Below are 17680 nucleotides of genomic sequence, written 5' to 3' on the forward strand. Positions count from 1 at the left end.
CCGTCGCCACGATCGGAAACCATGAAGGCTAACGCGCAGAACGGTCTGGGGGTACGCGCACAGCAGGCCCAGCAGACACGTCAGAAAATCCTGAAAGCGGCCATCAAGGTCTTTGCGAAAAGCGGCTTTGCCGGTGGCCGCGTCGACAGCATCTCGAAGCTCGCCAAGTCGCATGACCGGATGATCTATTACTACTTCGGCAGCAAGGAAAAGCTGTTCGTCGAAGTGCTGGAAACGCTGTACGAGCAGTTCAATGAGGCAGAGCGCCGGCTGCAACTGGACACGTCGGACCCCGTCGCCGCGCTCAGCCGCATCGTTGATTTCACCTGGCGCTACTACCTGACCCATCCGGAATTCGTGGCGCTGCTGGGGTCCGAAAACCTGCACCGCGGCATCCACGTCAAAAAGTCGGTCAATGTCAAAAGCATGTCGGACGCAACCCTGTCCATGCTGCAGCCCGTCCTGGAAGCTGGCCAACAGCAGGGTTTGTTCCGTGAAGACATCAGCGTGCGCAATCTCTATCTGATGATCGCGTCGCTGGGCTACTTCTACAACTCGAATCGCTACACGCTCAGTTCCTTCCTGGGCGAGAACCTGATGACAGCTGACGCTCTGGTGGACTGGCAGGCATTCATCACGGACGCCGTGCTGCGCAAGGTGTGTGTTGAATTACCCGCATGAGGGATGCCGGTCGCTGCATCCTGTAAAACGCACCAGAATGCAGCGTTGACGCTCGATTCCGTGCAAAAATCAGATGCGCTCAAGTGTTGGTTCGGGGGCCGCAACGTCAGGCCGGGCTTGTGGCGCTGAACCATCCGCCTGCTTGCCTTGTGTCTGGTCATGGCGTGCCGATATAATGTGTACACGCGTTTTCCTTGCCTGCCGGCATTCCGCCGCAGGCGGCACGTCGCGCTTTCGTTGCCGCCCCGATGCCCCCTTCCTCCCGCAAGCGCGCGGCCATCGCCGCGCCGCCGACCCAACCGGCCTATGTGTTTTCAGACCAGGTCGGGCATCTGCTGCGCCGCGCGTATCAGCGGCACATGGCGCTGTTCCAGCACATCATTCCGGACTCGCAACTGACCGCGGCGCAGTTCGTCACGCTATGCGCGGTGCGCGACAAGGGCGGCTGTTCCCTGAGTGACATCGTCAAGATCACGGCGATCGACCAGGCCACGATACGCGGCGTGATCGAGCGGCTCAAGACCCGGGGGCTGCTTTCGGTCGACCACGATCCCAGTGATCGGCGCAAAGTCGTGGTGTCGTTGACCACCGACGGCGCGGGACTGGTGCAGGGAATGGAACCCTTTGCGGATCAGATCACGGAACTGACGTTCGGCGATCTGAATCCGGCCGAGCGGGTCGCCATTGTCTACCTGCTGCGCAAGATGGGACTGGATACGGCGGACTGATCCGCCAGCCTGGGCCGGCGTCAGTGTTTGCGCAGGGACGTCAGTCTGTCCTGGACGTTGGTCCAGGCCGGGCGATCCGGCGCAAAGCGGTCGCGCAAGTAGTGGACGACGTCCACGATCTGGCGGTCGTTCAGTGTGCTGCCGAATGCGGGCATGTCGCCCAGCGCATCATTGGCGGGACTGTCGATGCCTTGCAGAATGGATTGCAGGACGTTGTCGGGTTGATCGCTGTGCAGGTTCGTGTTCAAGGCCAGCGACAGCTTGATGCCTGCCAGGGCCGGTCCGGCCTGGGGTTCGTGGCAGACCGCGCAGGCGCCTTCAAAGATGCGTTCACCGGTTGCGTCGAACACCCTGGCGCGTGGCGCCGTGGCGGCTTCGATGCGCGCCAGTTCCGCCGCGTGCGCCGCAGGGTCGATGACGGGCAGGGCGCTGCCGCCGGATGCCGCGCCGCCGTCGGCCCTGTTCGATGGTCTGGCAGGGTGGGGCGGTGCGCCGTCCAGGTTGGCCAGGTAGTGCGCCATGGCCGCCACATCGGCCGACGGCAGTTGCTGCAAGCCGTGGATCACCGGTCCCATCGGTCCGGCAGCGGACCCGTGGCGTGGCGAAAAGCCGGTGCTCAAGTACTGGAAGAAGTCGCCTTCCGTCCATGGGATGGGTGCGCGCGACAGGCGGTTCAAGGCGGGCGCTTCCCACCCTTCGGCTTCGCCTCCCGCCAGAAAAGCCTGCTTGCCGCGTTGTTCGGCGCCCAGGGCGTTGCGCGGCGTGTGGCACGCGCCGCAATGGCCGGCACCCTGCACCAGATACGCGCCGCGATTCCATCGCAGGCTTTGCGTCGGGTCGGGCTTGTAGGGCTGATCGTCATGGAACAGCGTGTTCCAGCCCGCCATCAGCGGACGGATGCTGTACGGAAAGGCCAATGAGGTCGGCGCAGGGGTAGCCCTTACCGCGGGCTGCGACATCATGTAGGCGTACAGGGCCGTCATGTCGGCCTCTGAAAATTTCGCGAACGATGTGTAGGGAAACGCGGGGTACAGATGCCGGCCATCGCGATGGATGCCCTGGCGCATTGCGCGTTCAAAGGCGGCATACGACCAGTTGCCGATGCCGGTTTCGGCATCCGGCGTGATGTTGGTGGTGACGATCTGCCCGAATGGGGTGTCCAGATGCAACCCACCCGCGTTCGGCGCGCCGCCCGGCGCGGTGTGGCACACCACGCAGTCGCTGGCCGCTGCGACCTTCCGCCCGCGTTCGATGGCATCGGCCGAGTACACCGACAGGTCGGGCGCCTGAATCGGTGCGATCGCCGGCCGCCAGGGCAGGGCGGCGACGGTCAGGCCGACGGCCGCCGCGGCGATGCCGCCCAGCCATGCGTAGGCAATACGCCGCTCTGGCGCGGCGGTGGCGCCCCGCAGTTGCTGGCGTACCGCGTCGCTATTGAAGGGCGGCTGACGCAGGCGGACGCCAGTGGCATCGTAAATCGCGTTGGCCACGGCGGCCCCGGCCGGCAAGGCCGCGGCGGCGGTCCACGCCAACGGGCGGGCCGTCGCGACATCGCCCGCAGGCGCGACCCAGGAGATGTCAGTGGCGCGCGGGGCCGAGGCCGTAGCGGTCGTGGATGCAAGGCCGCCCCAGTCATCGAAGCCGGCAGGCGGCGCAAGCAGCGCGCGTGTCACGCTGTCGATCTGCCGTTCGATAAACGCTTGGGCGTCGCGCACCGGCCCGGGGGCAAGCTGCTCAATGTCGTGGCCGACCACGACGCGCGTGACCGCGACGTTGCCGCTGGCGGCATCGACGGCCACCTCGGCCACCCAGGCCGACCACGTGCGGCTGGGTGGGGTCGTGCTGTCATCGATCACGCTGCTGTACGCAAAGCCACGGCCCGCACCACGAGATGCGTCTTGCCAGCCTGCCCGCTCGGCCACGCTGCGTACCAGCGCCTGGCCGCGCGGATCGTGCGCGAGCTGGGTCAGTCTCAATGCAACGGGGTCGTCATCCCGGGTCGCAGCCAGCTCGTCGATGAACGATTCGAGCGCAAAGACTTGCGCCGCGGGCAGGCCTTCGGGTGTCGTTCCGGTGCTCAGGTTGTGCAGGCTGGCGTCGGGGTGCCACGCGGTGGCGGCAGCGGCGTCGTAAGGGATAAGCGGATGTGCTGGCTTTTCGGATGCAGTGTGTGCCGATGCGTTGCCGGCCGCATTGGCACCCGATGCACTGCCGCCTGCCGCACCGCTAGTCAGCAGACGCGCCAGGCTGGGCCTGCGCATCACCGGCGAACCGGTTGACATCTGCAACGTTGTCAAAGTTGACGTTAGCAACGATGCTGTCGGCAACGATGTGGTTGGCGACCCGGTTGCGGCGTCGCGGGGAGCGCCAGTCGGCAGCCCGCTCGTTGCCGGTCCGGTTGCTTGCAACGTTGCCGTCAATTGTGTGGGCATCAGGGTCGCCGCGGCCATACCGGACCGTACCCGCACCGGGCGGCTGACCGCGCGCGACAGCAACACGGCATCGGCCGCGGCATCGAACGCACCGGCATGCGCCGGCTGGCCGGTAGCGAGCACCGTGACCTGCTCCATGGCGAGCGACAGCAAGACGGCGACTTCCGCCTTTAATGCGGCCACATCCACGGCCGGCGCCCATACCGACACGCCTTGCGGATGAACCCACGCAACGACCCAGCACGTGTCGGCCACCTGCGGCTGCGGCCAGGCATAGTCCCGCAAGAATGTCTCGGACGCCGGCGACCCTGCAGCGGCAGTCACACCCGGATCCGCACCGGCATCACCCGTCGGGGCCTTGTTCTGCCCCGCGCTGTGACCCCGTTCCCGCAGCGGCGCATTCCACTCCAGCACGAGCCGGCTCGCGCCCTGGTCGGCCAGCGCCGCGCTGACGGCGACCACGCCCGCGAAGTGCCGATCGATCACGGCCGAAAAGACGCCCGGGATGGCGCGCATCAGGCGGTCGTCGGCATGACGCAGGGTGGCGCCGGTGTACCGCTGGCCATCCCAGTCCACGCGGGGCGGACGCAGCACGACGCCGTGCAAGGTCGTGCCCGGATCGGGAGGCGTCAGGTCGTGGGAATCGGCGGAGGGGGAAGGGCGGGCGAGCCTTGGGCCATGGTCACTCCGCCCGGGCGGCGAGTGCCACGGCCGCAAGAATCTCGATGTGGGTGCCACAGCGGCACAGGTTGTAGTGCAATTCGTCGCGAATGGTCTGCTCGGAAGGATGCGGATCGCGGCGCAGCAGCGCTTCGGTCGTCATGATCATGCCATTCAGGCAGTAGCCGCACTGGGCGGCCTGCGCATCGATGAACGCTTGCTGAGTCCTGCCAGGCTGGCCGTTGCGGCACAGGCCCTCAAGCGTCGTGACCTGCCGCGCACCCAGCCGTTTGACCGGGATCACGCAGGACCGGGCCGCAACGCCGTCCACCAGCACGGTGCAGGCGCCGCATTGACCCAGGCCGCAACCGAACTTCGGGCCGTTCAGTTCCAGGTCATTGCGCAACACGTACAGCAGCGGCGTTTCCGGGTCCGCATGGACGACGACACCTGCGCCGTTCACGTTCAACACGAAGTTTCGGTACCCGTTATCCATAAGCCCAGCACTATACGTCAGAGACGAGATTGACGATCACACCGTTGTCGACCACAACGTTGCGGACCGCAACGTTGCCGGGGACAACCATCGATCAGGGCTGGACGAGCGGCACGTTGAAGACGTCGTAGCCAAAGCACCAGTCGGGGTTTTCATTCGTGCGCAGCCAGGTGTTGTCATGCGACACCTTCTGCACGCGGCTGGCGCGTTCGGTGCGGTTCTTTTCATACAGCTTGAACGCCAGCGTATGGTTTTCGGCGCCGACTTCCTGGAAGCAGCGGACCAGCATGGCCGCATCTTCGATGGCCATGGCCGCGCCCTGCGCCATATGCGGCTTCATGGGGTGGCAGGCATCGCCCAGCAACACGATGCGGCCGCGGCTCCACAAAGGAAGCGGATCGCGTTCCAGCAGCGGCCACTTGGAAATTTCCTTGGTGCCGTTGATCAGCGATTGCACGGTCGGGTGCCAGCCTTCAAAGGCTTCACGCATCTCTTCCTGGCTGCTCGGCACCCAGCTTTTCGTCATGTCCCATTCGGCTTCCGGCACGCCGGTCACGTAATAGATCTCGTCGCGCTTTTCCGTGACGTAATACACCATCATGTGACGGTCGTCGGACCACCACTTGACGCACATGTCGTAGGGCAGCGGGCCGCTGTCGATCGGCGTGGGGAATACGGCGCGATGGCCCACGTAGCCGCTGTACTTGGGCAGTTCGGGGCCCAGCAGCGCGTCGCGCAGCTTGGAGTTGACGCCATCGGCGCCAATCACGATGTCGCAGTCTTCCGTCGTGCCATCGGTAAAGTGGAGCTTGACCACGTCGCCCAGGTCTTCCACGTCGGTCAGCTTCTTGTTGAAGGCAAGCAGGCCGGGGGGCAGGGCGGCCGTCATCATGGCGTGGAAGTCGCCGCGGTGTACCGTCAGATAGCTGGCGCCGTAATGCGACAGTGCATAGTCGCCCAGCGGAATCGCCGCCAGTTCGTCGCCGGTCTGCCAATGACGGCTGTACCAGAAGTCGGGATGCGAGCCCATGCGGTTCAGGTCGTCTTCGATCCCGATGCGGCGCATGATCTTCATGACGTTGGGGCCGAGGTGGATGCCGGCGCCGATCCGGGCAAAGGCTGGCGCCTGTTCGTACAGCTTGACGTCGAAGCCGGCCTTGGCCAGCAGCGCCGCGCCGGCGGTGCCGCCCAAACCGGCACCGATGATTGCGATTCTTGGTTTGCTCTTCACGTCTGGATCTCCTGGCCCGCGGGCGGTCATGCGACATCATCGCGTTGATGATTTGAATGGAGTGTACACACTCAAAATGACGCAGTAAACAGGGTTTTTACGCACGCTTCCGGGCGTCGAGCGGTGCATCGGGCACCAACATGAAGCGTATAAAAATCAGTAAAGATGCGGGTATTCCATGAGCTGGGGCCGCGGGACATTCCCTTGTTGTCAGTTCCTTGTTCCGGTGCCAGAATGCAGCGTACACATCAAGAATTGGCCGAACGGTCTGGCCGCGTCCCCGGGCGTCGCGAGGCTGGAAGGCAGCCGGATCGGCGCGATCCCTCAACGTAGAAAGGTCAGGGCAATGGCAGTTAGCGATCATCAGATGGTTGAAGCGTGGCGCCAGGTGCTCACGCTGTCGAAACTGGAGGCCGGACAGGTCGTCACGATCCTGACGGGCGCATCGACCCATCCGCAAACGCTGCGATGCGCGATCGCCGCCGTCTCTTCATTGGGTGCGATCGTCAACTGCCTGGATCTGCCACCGGTCAACGGAGAAAAAGCCTTGAGCCGCGATGCGCTTTCCTACCTGGGTACGACACCCCTGACAGGCAATCGCGCGGCCATCGCGGCGCTGAAGGAAAGCGACCTGGTGCTCGATCTGATGACCCTGCTGTTCTCCCCTGAACAGCACGAGATCCTGAAGGGCGGCACCAAGATCCTGCTGGCGGTGGAACCGCCCGAGGTGCTGTGCCGCATCCTGCCCAGCCTGACCGACCGCGAACGGGTCATGGCCGCGGCCGCCCGTATCGAAGGCGCCAGGGAGATGCATGTCACGTCGCCGGCGGGCACGGACCTGCGCTGTGCACTGGGTCAATTCCCGGCGATCCGCGAATACGGTTTCGTCGATGAACCCGGGCGTTGGGATCATTGGCCCAGCGGCTTTGCGCTCACCTTCCCGAACGAAGGCGGCACGCAAGGCCGCATCGTTCTGGATCGCGGCGATATCCTTCTGCCCATGAAAAGCTACATCAGCGACCCCATCGAACTGATCGTCAAGGACGGTTATGTGCGGTCAATCAGCGGCGGGATGCATGCCGACCTGCTCAAGGAATACATGTCGTCGTTCAAGGACCCCGAAGCCTATGCCATGTCGCATATCGGCTGGGGGCTGCAGCCCCTGGCATATTGGTCCACGCTGGCGCAGTACGACCGCGAAGCGACGATAGGCATGGACGCCCGCGCGTTCGAAGGCAACTTCCTGTTTTCAATGGGTCCGAACAACGAAGGCGGCGGCGAACGCAGCACGACCTGCCATATCGACATCCCGATGCGTCGCTGCACGGTTGCCCTCGACGGCGACACGGTCGTGCGGGACGGCCGTGTACTCGACGCCTGGGCCAAAGTGGAGGCCGCGTGATGCCTGCCGTGCCGCACGCGGCCCGCACCGCCGTCCGCGACTCGATCGTCAAGGACGCCTTTCGTGGCTGACCTGCCGCAGCGCCGCGCCGACCACCTAGCGTTGCTGGCCGCGCGGCCGGCGCTGCGTGTCGTGCGAAACCCTTTGCCCGGCGTCAAGCCGGCGCCCGGCCAGCCCGGCGCCGCGTCGGACTATGTTCCGGCCTATCCCGATGTGTTCATCGCGATCCTGCCGGGTGGGCGTGTGCTGGCCTTCAACGGCCACGTCGATCTCGGCACGGGCATCCGCACCTCGCTTGCGCAGATCGTGGCTGAAGAACTGGACGTGGCGGTGCAGCGGGTCGAGATGGTGCTGGGGCACACCGAGGCTGCGCCCAACCAGGGCCCGACGATTGCCAGCGCCACCATTCAGATCGCGTCGATTCCGCTGCGCCGCGCCGCCGCCCAGGCGCGGGCCTTCCTGCTGGCGCGGGCTGCGGCGCGGTTCCATGTCGACGTCCATGCGCTGCGGGTCGACGACGGCGTCGTCCACGTCTCGGGTCAGCCAGCGGCGCAAGGCGCGCCGACCACCACGGATTACTGGACATTGCTGGGCGACGACGCCATTGACCTGACACTGGCGGACGAACTGCCGCTCAAGCCGCCGTCCGCCTATCGGATCGTGGGCAAGGACACCCCCGCACCGATATCCCCGGCAAGGCTGTCGGCACGCATGTGTATGTGCACGATGTCCGACTGCAGGGCATGGTGCATGGCCGCGTGGTGCGCCCGCCCTATCCGGGCCGGGACGTCGGCGACTTCATCGGCCACAGCCTGCTGCGGGTGGACGACGCGCCGGTGCGGCGCATGCCCGGTGTCATCGACGTTGTCACGCAGGGCGATTTCGTGGGCGTCGTGGCCAAGACCGAATGGCAGGCCATCCAGGCGGCAAGCCGCCTTGTCGTTCACTGGAACCCCATTCCCGCCGCCCCCCAGCTGGACGACCTGGAGCGGGCCTTGCGCGCCAATGCGTCCAGCGACCGCGTGCTGAAAGATTCCGGCGACACCGATGCCCGTTTTGCCGAGGCCGCGGCGACGGTGTCGGCCACCTACGTCTGGCCCTATCAGCTGCATGCGTCGATCGGGCCATCATGCGCCGTGGCCGACGTGCGTGAAGACGGTCTGACGGTATGGTCGGGCACGCAAAATCCGCACATGCTGCGTACCGATCTGCATCGCCTGCTGGGCGTGACCGAAGACCGTATTGAAGTGATCCGCCATGAAGCGGCGGGCTGCTACGGCCGCAATTGCGCGGATGACGTGGCTGCCGACGCCGCGCTGCTGTCGCGGGCCGTGGGCCGGCCCGTGCGCGTGCAATTGAGCCGCGAACAGGAACACGCTTGGGAACCCAAGGGGGCCGCGCAACTGGTGGACGTGAAGGGCGCAATCGATGCGCAGGGCAACCTGTCGGCCTATGCGCTGGCGACCAGCTATCCGTCCAATGACGCGCCGTTGCTGGCGCTGCTGCTGACGCGCGCCGAGCCGGCTGGCCCGCGCGCCTTGCAGATGGGAGACCGCACCGCCGTTCCACCGTATCGCTACCCATCGCAACGCATCGTGTGCCGTGACATGCCGGCGATCGTGCGGGCGTCGTGGTTGCGCGGCGTGTCCGCTTTGCCAAACTCGTTCGCGCACGATGCCTTTCTCGACGAGCTTGCCGAAGCCGCGGGCCGGGATCCGGTGGAATTTCGTGTCGCGCATCTCGATGACCCGCGCGCAGCGGACCTGGTGCGTGCCGTGGCCGCCAAGGCGCAGTGGACCACCCGCCGCACCGGCAGCCGCGGTGAGCCCGATGCCGACGGCCTGTTGCGGGGCTGGGGCTTTGCCTATGCGCGGTACATCCATAGCCGCTTTCCGGGTTTTGGCGCGGCATGGTCCGCGTGGGCCATCGCGATCGCCGTGGATCCAGTCCATGGGCGGGTGAAGGTCGAACGCCTGATCGTCGGGCAGGACACCGGCATGATGGTCAACCCGGCGGGCGTCCGGCATCAGCTGCAAGGCAACGCCATTCAGTCGCTCAGCCGCGTGCTGCTTGAACACGTCGAGTTCGATGAGGCGGGCGTCGCGAGCCGGGAGTGGGGCGCCTATCCTATTCTGGGTTTCAAAGACGTGCCGGAGATTGAGGTGCTGCTGATGCCTCGGCAGGACGAACCCCCCATGGGCGCGGGCGAATCGGCGTCGGTGCCCAGCGCCGCCGCGATAGCCAATGCGTTGTTCGATGCCACGGGCGTGCGAATGCGCCGGCCGCCCTTTACGCCCGACCGGATACGCGCGGCGCTGCGTGAACGACACGCCGCCGCCGTTCCCGCCTGATTTCCCCGGACCCTGTTTTCATGTTGGTTTCATGTAGTGGACGCCGAATGAACCGGCGCCGCGCGATGTTGCCCTGGCACTATCCTTGCATTGTTTCTTATCAGTGATTTCCATGTAGTGCGTACTACATGAAATGTGGGATATTGCGGTGCATGAGATGTGGGGCCGCACCCGAATGATGCGCGTGGCGCATGCGTTTGCACATGGGTGGTGCTGCTCGGCAATGGCCGGTCCCGCGACCCGTTTCTTTGACTTACAGGACGATGCATGATCGAGATCCGCGAAGTCTTCACCCACGTGGAAACGATCTTCCACGAGTACGGCCCGCCCGCGGCGACGCCCCTGGTGCGCGGTGCGGTCATGGCAGTACTGAGCAATCCGTTTGCCGGTCGTTATGAACCGGATCTGCTGCCGATGATGGATGCGCTGAAGCCGGTCGGGCTGGACATGGCGCGGCGGCTGTTGACCGCCATGCAGGTGGACGCGAAGGCGATTGAAAGCTACGGCAAAGGCGCCATCGTGGGTGCCGCCGGCGAACTGGAACATGGCGCCGTGTGGCACGTGCCCGGCGGTTACGCGATGCGGGAACTGCTGGAGGGTGAGGGGTGCCTACCAAGGCCATCGTGATCTCGGCCAAGAAGGTCGGAGCGCCATCGACCCGGCTCGACGTGCCGCTCGCCCACGTCAACGCAAGCTATGTGCGCAGTCATTTCGATGCGATGGAAGTATCGGTGCCTGGCGCGCCCGCCGCGGACGAAGTGGTATTCGTGTTGGCCATGACGACGGGGGCCCGTGTGCACGCCCGGGTGGGCGGCCTGGCGGTATCGCAGATCGTGGGCAAGGACGGGCTGCGCTGAAGGCGCGTCATGCAACCGGAATGAGCAAGGACAGGACGATGAATCTTCGCAAACTGGTCGTGCAGGTCGACGAGATCCGGGTAGAGATGGGACAGCCCGTCAGCCCGCCAACCCGCCGCGCGCTGGCGATGGCGGTCATCGCCAATCCCTATGCGGGCCGCTACAGCGCCCATCTGGATGAGCTGGTGGAAATCGGCGCGGAACTGGGCCGCCTGCTGGGCGAAAAATGCATTGCGGCGCTGGGCATCCCGCCGGAGCAGGCCGAAAGCTATGGCAAGGCGGCGATCGTGGGCGAAGCGGGCGAGATCGAACATGCCGCGGCGATCCTGCATCCCAAGCTCGGCGCGCCGCTGCGCGAGGTGTTGGGCAAGGGCGCCGCGCTGGTGCCGTCCGCCAAGAAGATGGGCACGTTGGGCACCGCCATCGATGTGCCGCTGGGCCACAAGGACGCGGCGTACGTGCGCAGCCACTTCGACGCCATGGAAGCCCGCGTGGCCGATGCTCCAAGGGCGAATGAAATCGTGGTGGCCGTGGTGGTGACAGAGAGCGGACGCCCCCTGGCTCGTGTCGGAGGGCTGGAAAAAGATGCCATCCAGGGCGTGGACGGATTACGCTAGCCGGTGCCTTCACCCAAGGTTCGAACTTGGGCGCCGATGCGGTCGGCCGGCGCCTTGCAATTTGCAGTACACCCCGTAGATTTTGTGATGCTTCACACTTCGTTAGGAAAAGCCATGACAGCACCCACTCGTTTCCTGCGCCACACGGCCGCGCTGGTGTCCGTGTTCGCAGCAACCGGCGCGTATGCCCAAAGCACCATCAAGATCGGCGAAATCAACAGCTACAAGGCGCAGCCCGCGTTCCTCGAGCCCTACAAGCGCGGTTACGAGTTGGCGATCGAAGAGATCAATGCTGCCGGCGGCGTCAATGGCAAGAAGCTGGAAATCATTGCGCGTGACGACAACGGCAACCCGGGCGACTCCGTGCGCGTGGCCGAAGAACTGATCACGCGGGAAAAGGTGGACGTGCTGTTCGGTGGTTTCCTGTCGAACACGGGACTGGCCATCACCGACTTCGCGAAACAGCGCAAGGTGTTTTTTCTGGCGTCGGAACCCCTGACGGACAAGATCGTCTGGGAAAACGGCAACCGCTATACCTACCGCCTGCGTCCGTCGCTGTACATGCAGGTCGCCATGCTGGTGCCGGAAGCGCTCAAGCTCAAGAAAAAACGCTGGGCCATCGTGTACCCCAACTACGAATACGGCCAGTCGTCGGTCGCCACGTTCAAGAAACTGATGACCGCGGCCCAGCCCGACATCGAGTGGGTGGCCGAACAGGCGACGCCGCTGGGCAAGGTGGATGCCGGCGCCGTCACGCAGGCGCTGGCCGACGCCAAGCCCGACGCGATCTTCAACACGTTGTTCGGCGCCGACCTGGGCCGCTTCGTGCGCGAAGGCAACACGCGTGGTCTGTTCGAAGGCCGCCAGGTGGTGTCGCTGCTGACCGGCGAACCGGAATACCTGGACCCCTTGAAAGACGAGGCGCCCAAGAACTGGATCGTGACAGGCTACCCCTGGTATTCGATCACCACGCCTGAGAACAAGAAGTTCGTGGACGCCTTCCGCAAGAAATTCAACGACTATCCGCGTCTGGGTTCGGTGGTGGGCTACAGCTCGGTCATGTCGCTGGCCGCGGGCCTGAAAAAGCCGGCAGCAGCGATACCGAAAAGATGGTCCAGGCATTCAAGGGTCTGGTCGTGCCAACGCCGATGGGCAACATCACCTACCGCGCGCAGGACAACCAGTCGACGATGGGCGCCTATGTGGGCCGCACCGACGTCAAGGACGGCAAGGGCATCATGGTCGACTACAAGTACGTCGACGGCGCATCGGTGCAACTGAGCGATGCCGAAGTGAAGAAACTGCGTCCTGCGGACTGAAGTCAGGGCGGTTCCGTTGTAAATGGGGCGCCCGGTCCGATTGGTTCGTGACCGCGGCGCGCCCCCGCTTCTTGCTGGATGGCACGCGCATGACTTTCTCAAGCTTATTTGTCCAAATGCTGAACGGCCTGGCCGACGCATCGGCCATGTTCATGGTCGCCGCGGGCCTGTCGCTGATTTTCGGCGTAACGCGTATTGTCAATTTCGCGCATGGTTCGTTCTACATGTTCGGGATCTATATCGCGTACACCATCGTCGGCATGATGGGCGGCACCGGCCTGGGTTTCTGGGCGTCGGTGGTCCTTGCCGCACTGGCCGTCGCGTTGATCGGCGCGCTGATCGAAATTCTGGTGTTGCGGCGCATCTACCATGCGCCCGAACTGTTCCAGCTCCTTGCCACCTTTGCCGTCGTGCTGGTGCTCAAGGACGTGGCTCTTTATATCTGGGGCGCCGAGGACCTGTTCGGTCCGCGCGCGCCCGGCCTGACCGGCTCGGTCGAAATCCTCGGCCGGCGCGTTCCTCAATACGATCTGGCGCTGATCTGCATTGGTCCGCTGGTCCTGGGCCTGCTGTGGCTGGCCTTGACGCGCACGCGCTGGGGCAAGCTGATCCGCGCGGCAACGCAGGATCGTGAAATGGTCGGCGCGCTGGGTATCAATCAAGCGTGGCTGTTCACAGGCGTGTTCGCACTGGGGTCGTTCCTGGCCGGCCTGGGTGGCGCCCTGCAGGGTCCGCGCATGCCCGCCAACCTGGCCATGGACCTGGAAGCCATCGGCAGCGCATTCGTGGTGGTGGTCGTGGGCGGCATGGGATCGATCCCGGGCGCTTTCCTGGCCGCGCTGCTGATCGCCGAGATCAAGGCGCTGTGTATCGCCATCGGCCAGGTCGAGCTTTTCGGCATGGTGTTCTCGCTGTCGAAGCTGACGCTGGTGGCCGAATTCCTGGTCATGGCCTTCATTCTGGTGGTACGTCCGTGGGGGCTGCTGGGCAAGCCGCTGGCGCTGTCGCGCAATGTGTCGGGCGTGGAAGATCCGCTGCGTCCAACCAGCAAGGCGGTGCGTGCGTTGTTCATCGTGGTCATCGCGGCTCTGGTCGCCGTGCCCCTGCTGGCCGCCGCCTTCCCCTACCTGACGGTGCTGCTGGTCGAAATCCTGGTAGCCGTGCTGTTCGCCGCCAGCCTGCACTTCATCATGGGCCCGGGCGGCATGCATTCCTTCGGGCATGCGGCGTACTTTGGCCTGGGCGCCTACGGCGCGGCGCTGCTGTTCAAGTCGGTGGGCCTGCCGATGGAAGCGGCGCTGATGCTGGCGCCGCTGGTGGCCGCCATCGGGGCCTTGGTCTTCGGCTGGTTCTGCGTGCGCCTGTCGGGGGTGTACCTGGCGATGCTGACGCTGGCCTTTGCACAGATCGTCTGGTCGATCATCTACCAGTGGGATGCGTTCACCGGGGGCAGTAACGGCCTGGTGGGCATCTGGCCCGCGGCCTGGCTGTCGTCTCCGGTGGCCTACTACTACCTGACGCTGGTGATGTGCGTGGCTGGCGTGTGGCTGCTGCGCCGCGCTTTGTTCTCGCCCTTCGGGTATGCGATGCGGGCGGGCCGGGATTCGCCGCTGCGAGCCGATTCGATCGGTATCGACGTCAAGCAGGTGCAGTGGATGGCCTTCGTGGTGGCCGGCATGTTCTGCGGGCTGGCGGGTTCGCTGTTCGCGTTCTCGAAGGGCAGCATCTCGCCCGAAGCCATCAGCGTCAGCCGGTCCATCGACGGCCTGGTTATGGTGCTGCTGGGCGGTGTGCAGACGCTGGCCGGTCCGATCGTGGGCGCCTCGGTCTTTACCTGGCTGCACGACACGATTGCCCGCGAGACTGAATACTGGCGCGCCATCCTGGGCCTGGCCGTGCTGGCCCTGGTCCTGGCGTTCCCGCTCGGCATCGTCGGCTTCCTTCGTACCGTGTTCCAGCGCGGCGACAAACACGACGGCGGCACGCCCGGCACCAAGCCGGTCACGGTCACCGTCACCGATCCAGCCGCGCTGCGGGAGGCGGTATGAGCTTGCTCCAAGTCAAGAACCTGACCAAATCCTTCGGCGGTGTGAAGGCCGCCGACAACGTGTCGTTCGATCTGCCGCGCGGCCAGCTGCTTGCGCTGCTCGGACCCAACGGCGCCGGCAAGTCGACCTGCTTCAATATGGTCAACGGGCAGTTGAAGCCCAACAGCGGATCGATCCTGCTGGACGGGCAGGAATTGATCGGCATGAAGCCGCGCAACATCTGGCGGCTGGGCGTGGGCCGGACCTTCCAGATCGCCGCCACCTTCAGTTCCATGACGGTGGTCGAAAACGTGCAGATGGCCTTGATGTCGTTCGAGCGCAAGCTGTCGCATCTGTGGCGCCCGGCGGCGTCGTTCTACCGGGATGAAGCCATGGCGCTGCTGGCCCAGGTCGACATGGCCAGCCAGGCGGAGCGGTCGTGCGGCGTGCTGGCCTATGGCGACGTGAAGCGGGTCGAGCTCGCTATCGCGCTGGCCAACCAGCCCAAGCTGTTGCTGATGGACGAACCGACAGCGGGCATGGCGCCCAATGAACGCAATGCGCTGATGGCCCTGACCAAGAAGCTGGTGGTGGAACGCAACCTGTCGGTGCTGTTCACCGAGCACAGCATGGACGTGGTGTTTGCCTACGCCGACCGCATGATCGTGCTGGCCCGCGGTCAACTGATCGCGGAAGGCGATGGCGAAACGATCCGCAACCACCCCAAAGTGCGCGAAGTCTATTTCGGCACCGGAAAAACCTTCGAGGCCAAGGCGCCCGACCTGACGACCGCCGGAGCACACGCATGAGCGACGTACTGCTGAAGGTACAGAACCTGAACGCCTTCTACGGCCGCGCGCACATCCTGTTCGATGTGGGCCTGGAAGTGCGGCGAGGCGAAGTGGTGGCCCTGATGGGACGCAACGGGGCCGGCAAGTCCACCACCATGAAAGCGGTGATGGGCCTGCTGGATCGCAGCCGTGGCGACGTCGAATTCCTGGGCCAGTCGGTAGCCAGGAGCAAGCCCTATCAGATCGCCCGATTGGGCATGGGCTTCGTGCCGGAAGACCGCCGCGTGTTCACCGAATTGAGCGTGCTCGAAAATCTGGAGATCGGCAAGCAACCGGCGCGTGCCGACGCGGTTGAATGGACGCCCGAAAAGCTGTTCAAGCTGTTTCCGAACCTGGGCGAAATGCCTCACCGTCCAGGCGGCCAGATGAGCGGCGGCGAGCAGCAGATGCTGACGGTGTCGCGCACGCTGATGGGCAATCCGTATCTGGTGCTGCTGGATGAACCGTCCGAAGGCGTTGCGCCGGTGATCGTGGAGCAGATGGCAAACATGATCATCGCGCTGAAACGCGAAGGCATGTCCATTCTGCTGTCCGAGCAGAACATGCACTTTGCGGAACTGGTCAGCGACCGTGCCTATGTGCTTGAAAACGGGCATATCCGCTATCAGGGCACGATGGCGGAACTGGCGGCGAACGACGCAGTACGGCGCGCGTATCTGTCGGTCTGAGGTCACTGGAGCAGGAGCAGGGCTGGCGGCGCGGACGGATCCGTCCGCGTGATCCGATCGGCCCGGCCGACAGCAAGGAGAGCGGTTCATGGCAGTGGAAAGCGTGTCGGGCAAGTCCGGCAGGGTAGTGATCCGGAACATCGGACTGCTGCTGTCGGGCGACATCGATCAACCGATCCTGGATGCCTCCACGGTAGTCGTGGACGACGGCATCATCGTTGCGATCGGCAACGATAGCGATGGCGACGCCGATGGCGTCGGGACCGTGATCGACTGCCGCGGCACCACGCTGGCGCCGGGCCTGATCGACTCGCATGTGCATCCGGTCTTTGGCGACTGGACGCCGCGCCAGGGCCAGCTGGGCTGGATCGAGTCGAGCCTGCACGGTGGCGTCACCACCATGATCTCGGCAGGCGAAGTGCACCTGCCAGGCCGGCCCAAGGATATCGTCGGGCTCAAGGCATTGGCGATCACCGCGCAGCGTTCGTTCGAAGGGATGCGCGGCGCGGGGGTGGGCGGAGGCGTGAAGGTCCTGGCCGGCGCCCCCATTCTTGAACAGGGCATGGTCGAACAGGACTTCAAGGACCTGGCGGACGCGGGCGTTACCTTGCTGGGTGAGGTGGGTCTGGGAACGGTCAAGGCGGGGTACGAGGCCGGACCCATGGTCGCCTGGGCGCGCAAATACGGCATCCAGAGCACCATCCACACGGGTGGTCCGTCCATCCCCGGCTCAGGGCTGATCGACTCCGACGTGGTACTTGAGGCCGATGCCGACGTGATCGGCCACGTGAACGGCGGCCACACGGCGCTGCCTTACAAACATGTCTGTGAATTGTGCGAACGGTCGACCCGCGCGCTGGAGATCGTTCACAACGGCAACGAACGGATCGCGATCCTGACCGCGCGGCATGCCATGGAACTCAAGTGCCCGCACCGCATCATTCTCGGTACCGATGGCCCGGCCGGGTCGGGCGTGCAGCCGCTGGGCATTCTGCGGATGGTGGCGCTGATCTCCAGCATGGCCGATATCCCGGCGGAAATCGCCTTTGGCTTCGCAACCGGCAATACGGCGCGCATGCGCAATCTGCGCCAGGGCCTGATCGAAGTGGGCCGACCGGCGGACTTCGTATTCATGGACCGAGCGCAACATTCGGCGGGCAAGACGCTGCTGGAAAGCGTCGAGCTGGGCGACATTCCGGGGGTGGGCATGGTCATGATCGACGGGATCGTGCGTTGTGGCCGCAGCCGCAATACGCCACCGGCCGAGCAGGTGGCGATCGTAGTGCCGCGCTAGGAGGCTGCTGCATCGGCGGCCCGGCATTCAACGGCACGCCGCTGTTGTGCAAGAGGCCTTTGCGCG

Annotated in this window: 11 protein-coding genes and 3 pseudogenes; 11 read left to right on the plus strand and 3 right to left on the minus strand. The window is 65.0% G+C overall.

Annotated elements, in window-relative coordinates:
• Positions 1 to 21 precede the first annotated feature (21 nt).
• A complete protein-coding gene (locus ACNANG_RS23260) occupies positions 22 to 681 on the plus strand; it encodes a TetR/AcrR family transcriptional regulator (protein WP_420224996.1) in 660 nt (219 codons plus the stop codon).
• Between the two features lie 248 nt (positions 682 to 929).
• Positions 930 to 1409: a MarR family winged helix-turn-helix transcriptional regulator gene (locus ACNANG_RS23265; RefSeq protein ID WP_420224997.1), complete on the plus strand. Its 480-nt coding sequence runs from the start codon at positions 930 to 932 to the stop codon at positions 1407 to 1409.
• A gap of 20 nt (positions 1410 to 1429) precedes the next feature.
• On the opposite strand, the gene ACNANG_RS23270 is transcribed toward ACNANG_RS23265, so the two are convergent.
• From ACNANG_RS23270 to ACNANG_RS23280, 3 genes are all read right to left on the minus strand, one after another.
• Entirely contained in the window at positions 1430 to 4435 is a 3006-nt protein-coding gene (locus tag ACNANG_RS23270) for a c-type cytochrome (RefSeq protein WP_420224998.1), read from the minus strand.
• 88 nt (positions 4436 to 4523) lie between these two features.
• Positions 4524 to 4997: a (2Fe-2S)-binding protein gene (locus ACNANG_RS23275; protein WP_420224999.1), complete on the minus strand. Its 474-nt coding sequence runs from the start codon at positions 4995 to 4997 to the stop codon at positions 4524 to 4526.
• Between the two features lie 94 nt (positions 4998 to 5091).
• Positions 5092 to 6228, minus strand: coding sequence for an FAD-dependent monooxygenase (locus ACNANG_RS23280; RefSeq protein WP_420225000.1), 1137 nt, complete (start codon positions 6226 to 6228; stop codon positions 5092 to 5094).
• 346 nt (positions 6229 to 6574) lie between these two features.
• Between ACNANG_RS23280 and ACNANG_RS23285 the strand changes: the two genes are divergently transcribed.
• From ACNANG_RS23285 to ACNANG_RS23325, 9 genes and pseudogenes are all read left to right on the plus strand, one after another.
• Positions 6575 to 7630, plus strand: a complete 1056-nt coding sequence (locus ACNANG_RS23285; RefSeq protein ID WP_420225001.1) for a 2,5-dihydroxypyridine 5,6-dioxygenase — start codon at positions 6575 to 6577, stop codon at positions 7628 to 7630.
• Between the two features lie 63 nt (positions 7631 to 7693).
• Positions 7694 to 9981: pseudogene (locus ACNANG_RS23290) on the plus strand (molybdopterin cofactor-binding domain-containing protein).
• A 267-nt stretch (positions 9982 to 10248) separates the two neighbouring features.
• Positions 10249 to 10838 (plus strand): annotated as a pseudogene (locus ACNANG_RS23295) (amino acid synthesis family protein).
• 38 nt (positions 10839 to 10876) lie between these two features.
• Complete coding sequence (locus tag ACNANG_RS23300; protein ID WP_420225002.1) at positions 10877 to 11455, plus strand: amino acid synthesis family protein; 579 nt, start codon at positions 10877 to 10879, stop codon at positions 11453 to 11455.
• A gap of 114 nt (positions 11456 to 11569) precedes the next feature.
• Positions 11570 to 12774 (plus strand): annotated as a pseudogene (locus tag ACNANG_RS23305) (ABC transporter substrate-binding protein).
• Between the two features lie 89 nt (positions 12775 to 12863).
• Entirely contained in the window at positions 12864 to 14822 is a 1959-nt protein-coding gene (locus ACNANG_RS23310; protein WP_420225003.1) for an ABC transporter permease, read from the plus strand.
• On the plus strand, positions 14819 to 15610 hold the full coding sequence (locus ACNANG_RS23315; RefSeq protein WP_179587281.1) for an ABC transporter ATP-binding protein: 792 nt from the start codon (positions 14819 to 14821) through the stop codon (positions 15608 to 15610). Before ACNANG_RS23310 ends, ACNANG_RS23315 begins: the two co-directional genes overlap by 4 nt.
• The gene (locus tag ACNANG_RS23320; RefSeq protein ID WP_420225004.1) at positions 15607 to 16320 is read left to right on the plus strand and encodes an ABC transporter ATP-binding protein; all 714 of its coding nucleotides are present in this window, start codon (positions 15607 to 15609) and stop codon (positions 16318 to 16320) included. The genes ACNANG_RS23315 and ACNANG_RS23320 overlap by 4 nt, the downstream gene beginning before the upstream one ends.
• Positions 16321 to 16408: 88 nt before the next feature.
• Positions 16409 to 17614 carry an amidohydrolase family protein gene (locus tag ACNANG_RS23325; protein ID WP_420225005.1) on the plus strand — a complete coding sequence of 402 codons (1206 nt, stop codon included), beginning with the start codon at positions 16409 to 16411 and terminating at the stop codon, positions 17612 to 17614.
• The last annotated feature ends 66 nt before the right edge of the window (positions 17615 to 17680 follow it).

Source organism: Pigmentiphaga litoralis, from assembly GCF_048632615.1.
GTDB lineage: Bacteria > Pseudomonadota > Gammaproteobacteria > Burkholderiales > Burkholderiaceae_B > Pigmentiphaga > Pigmentiphaga litoralis_B.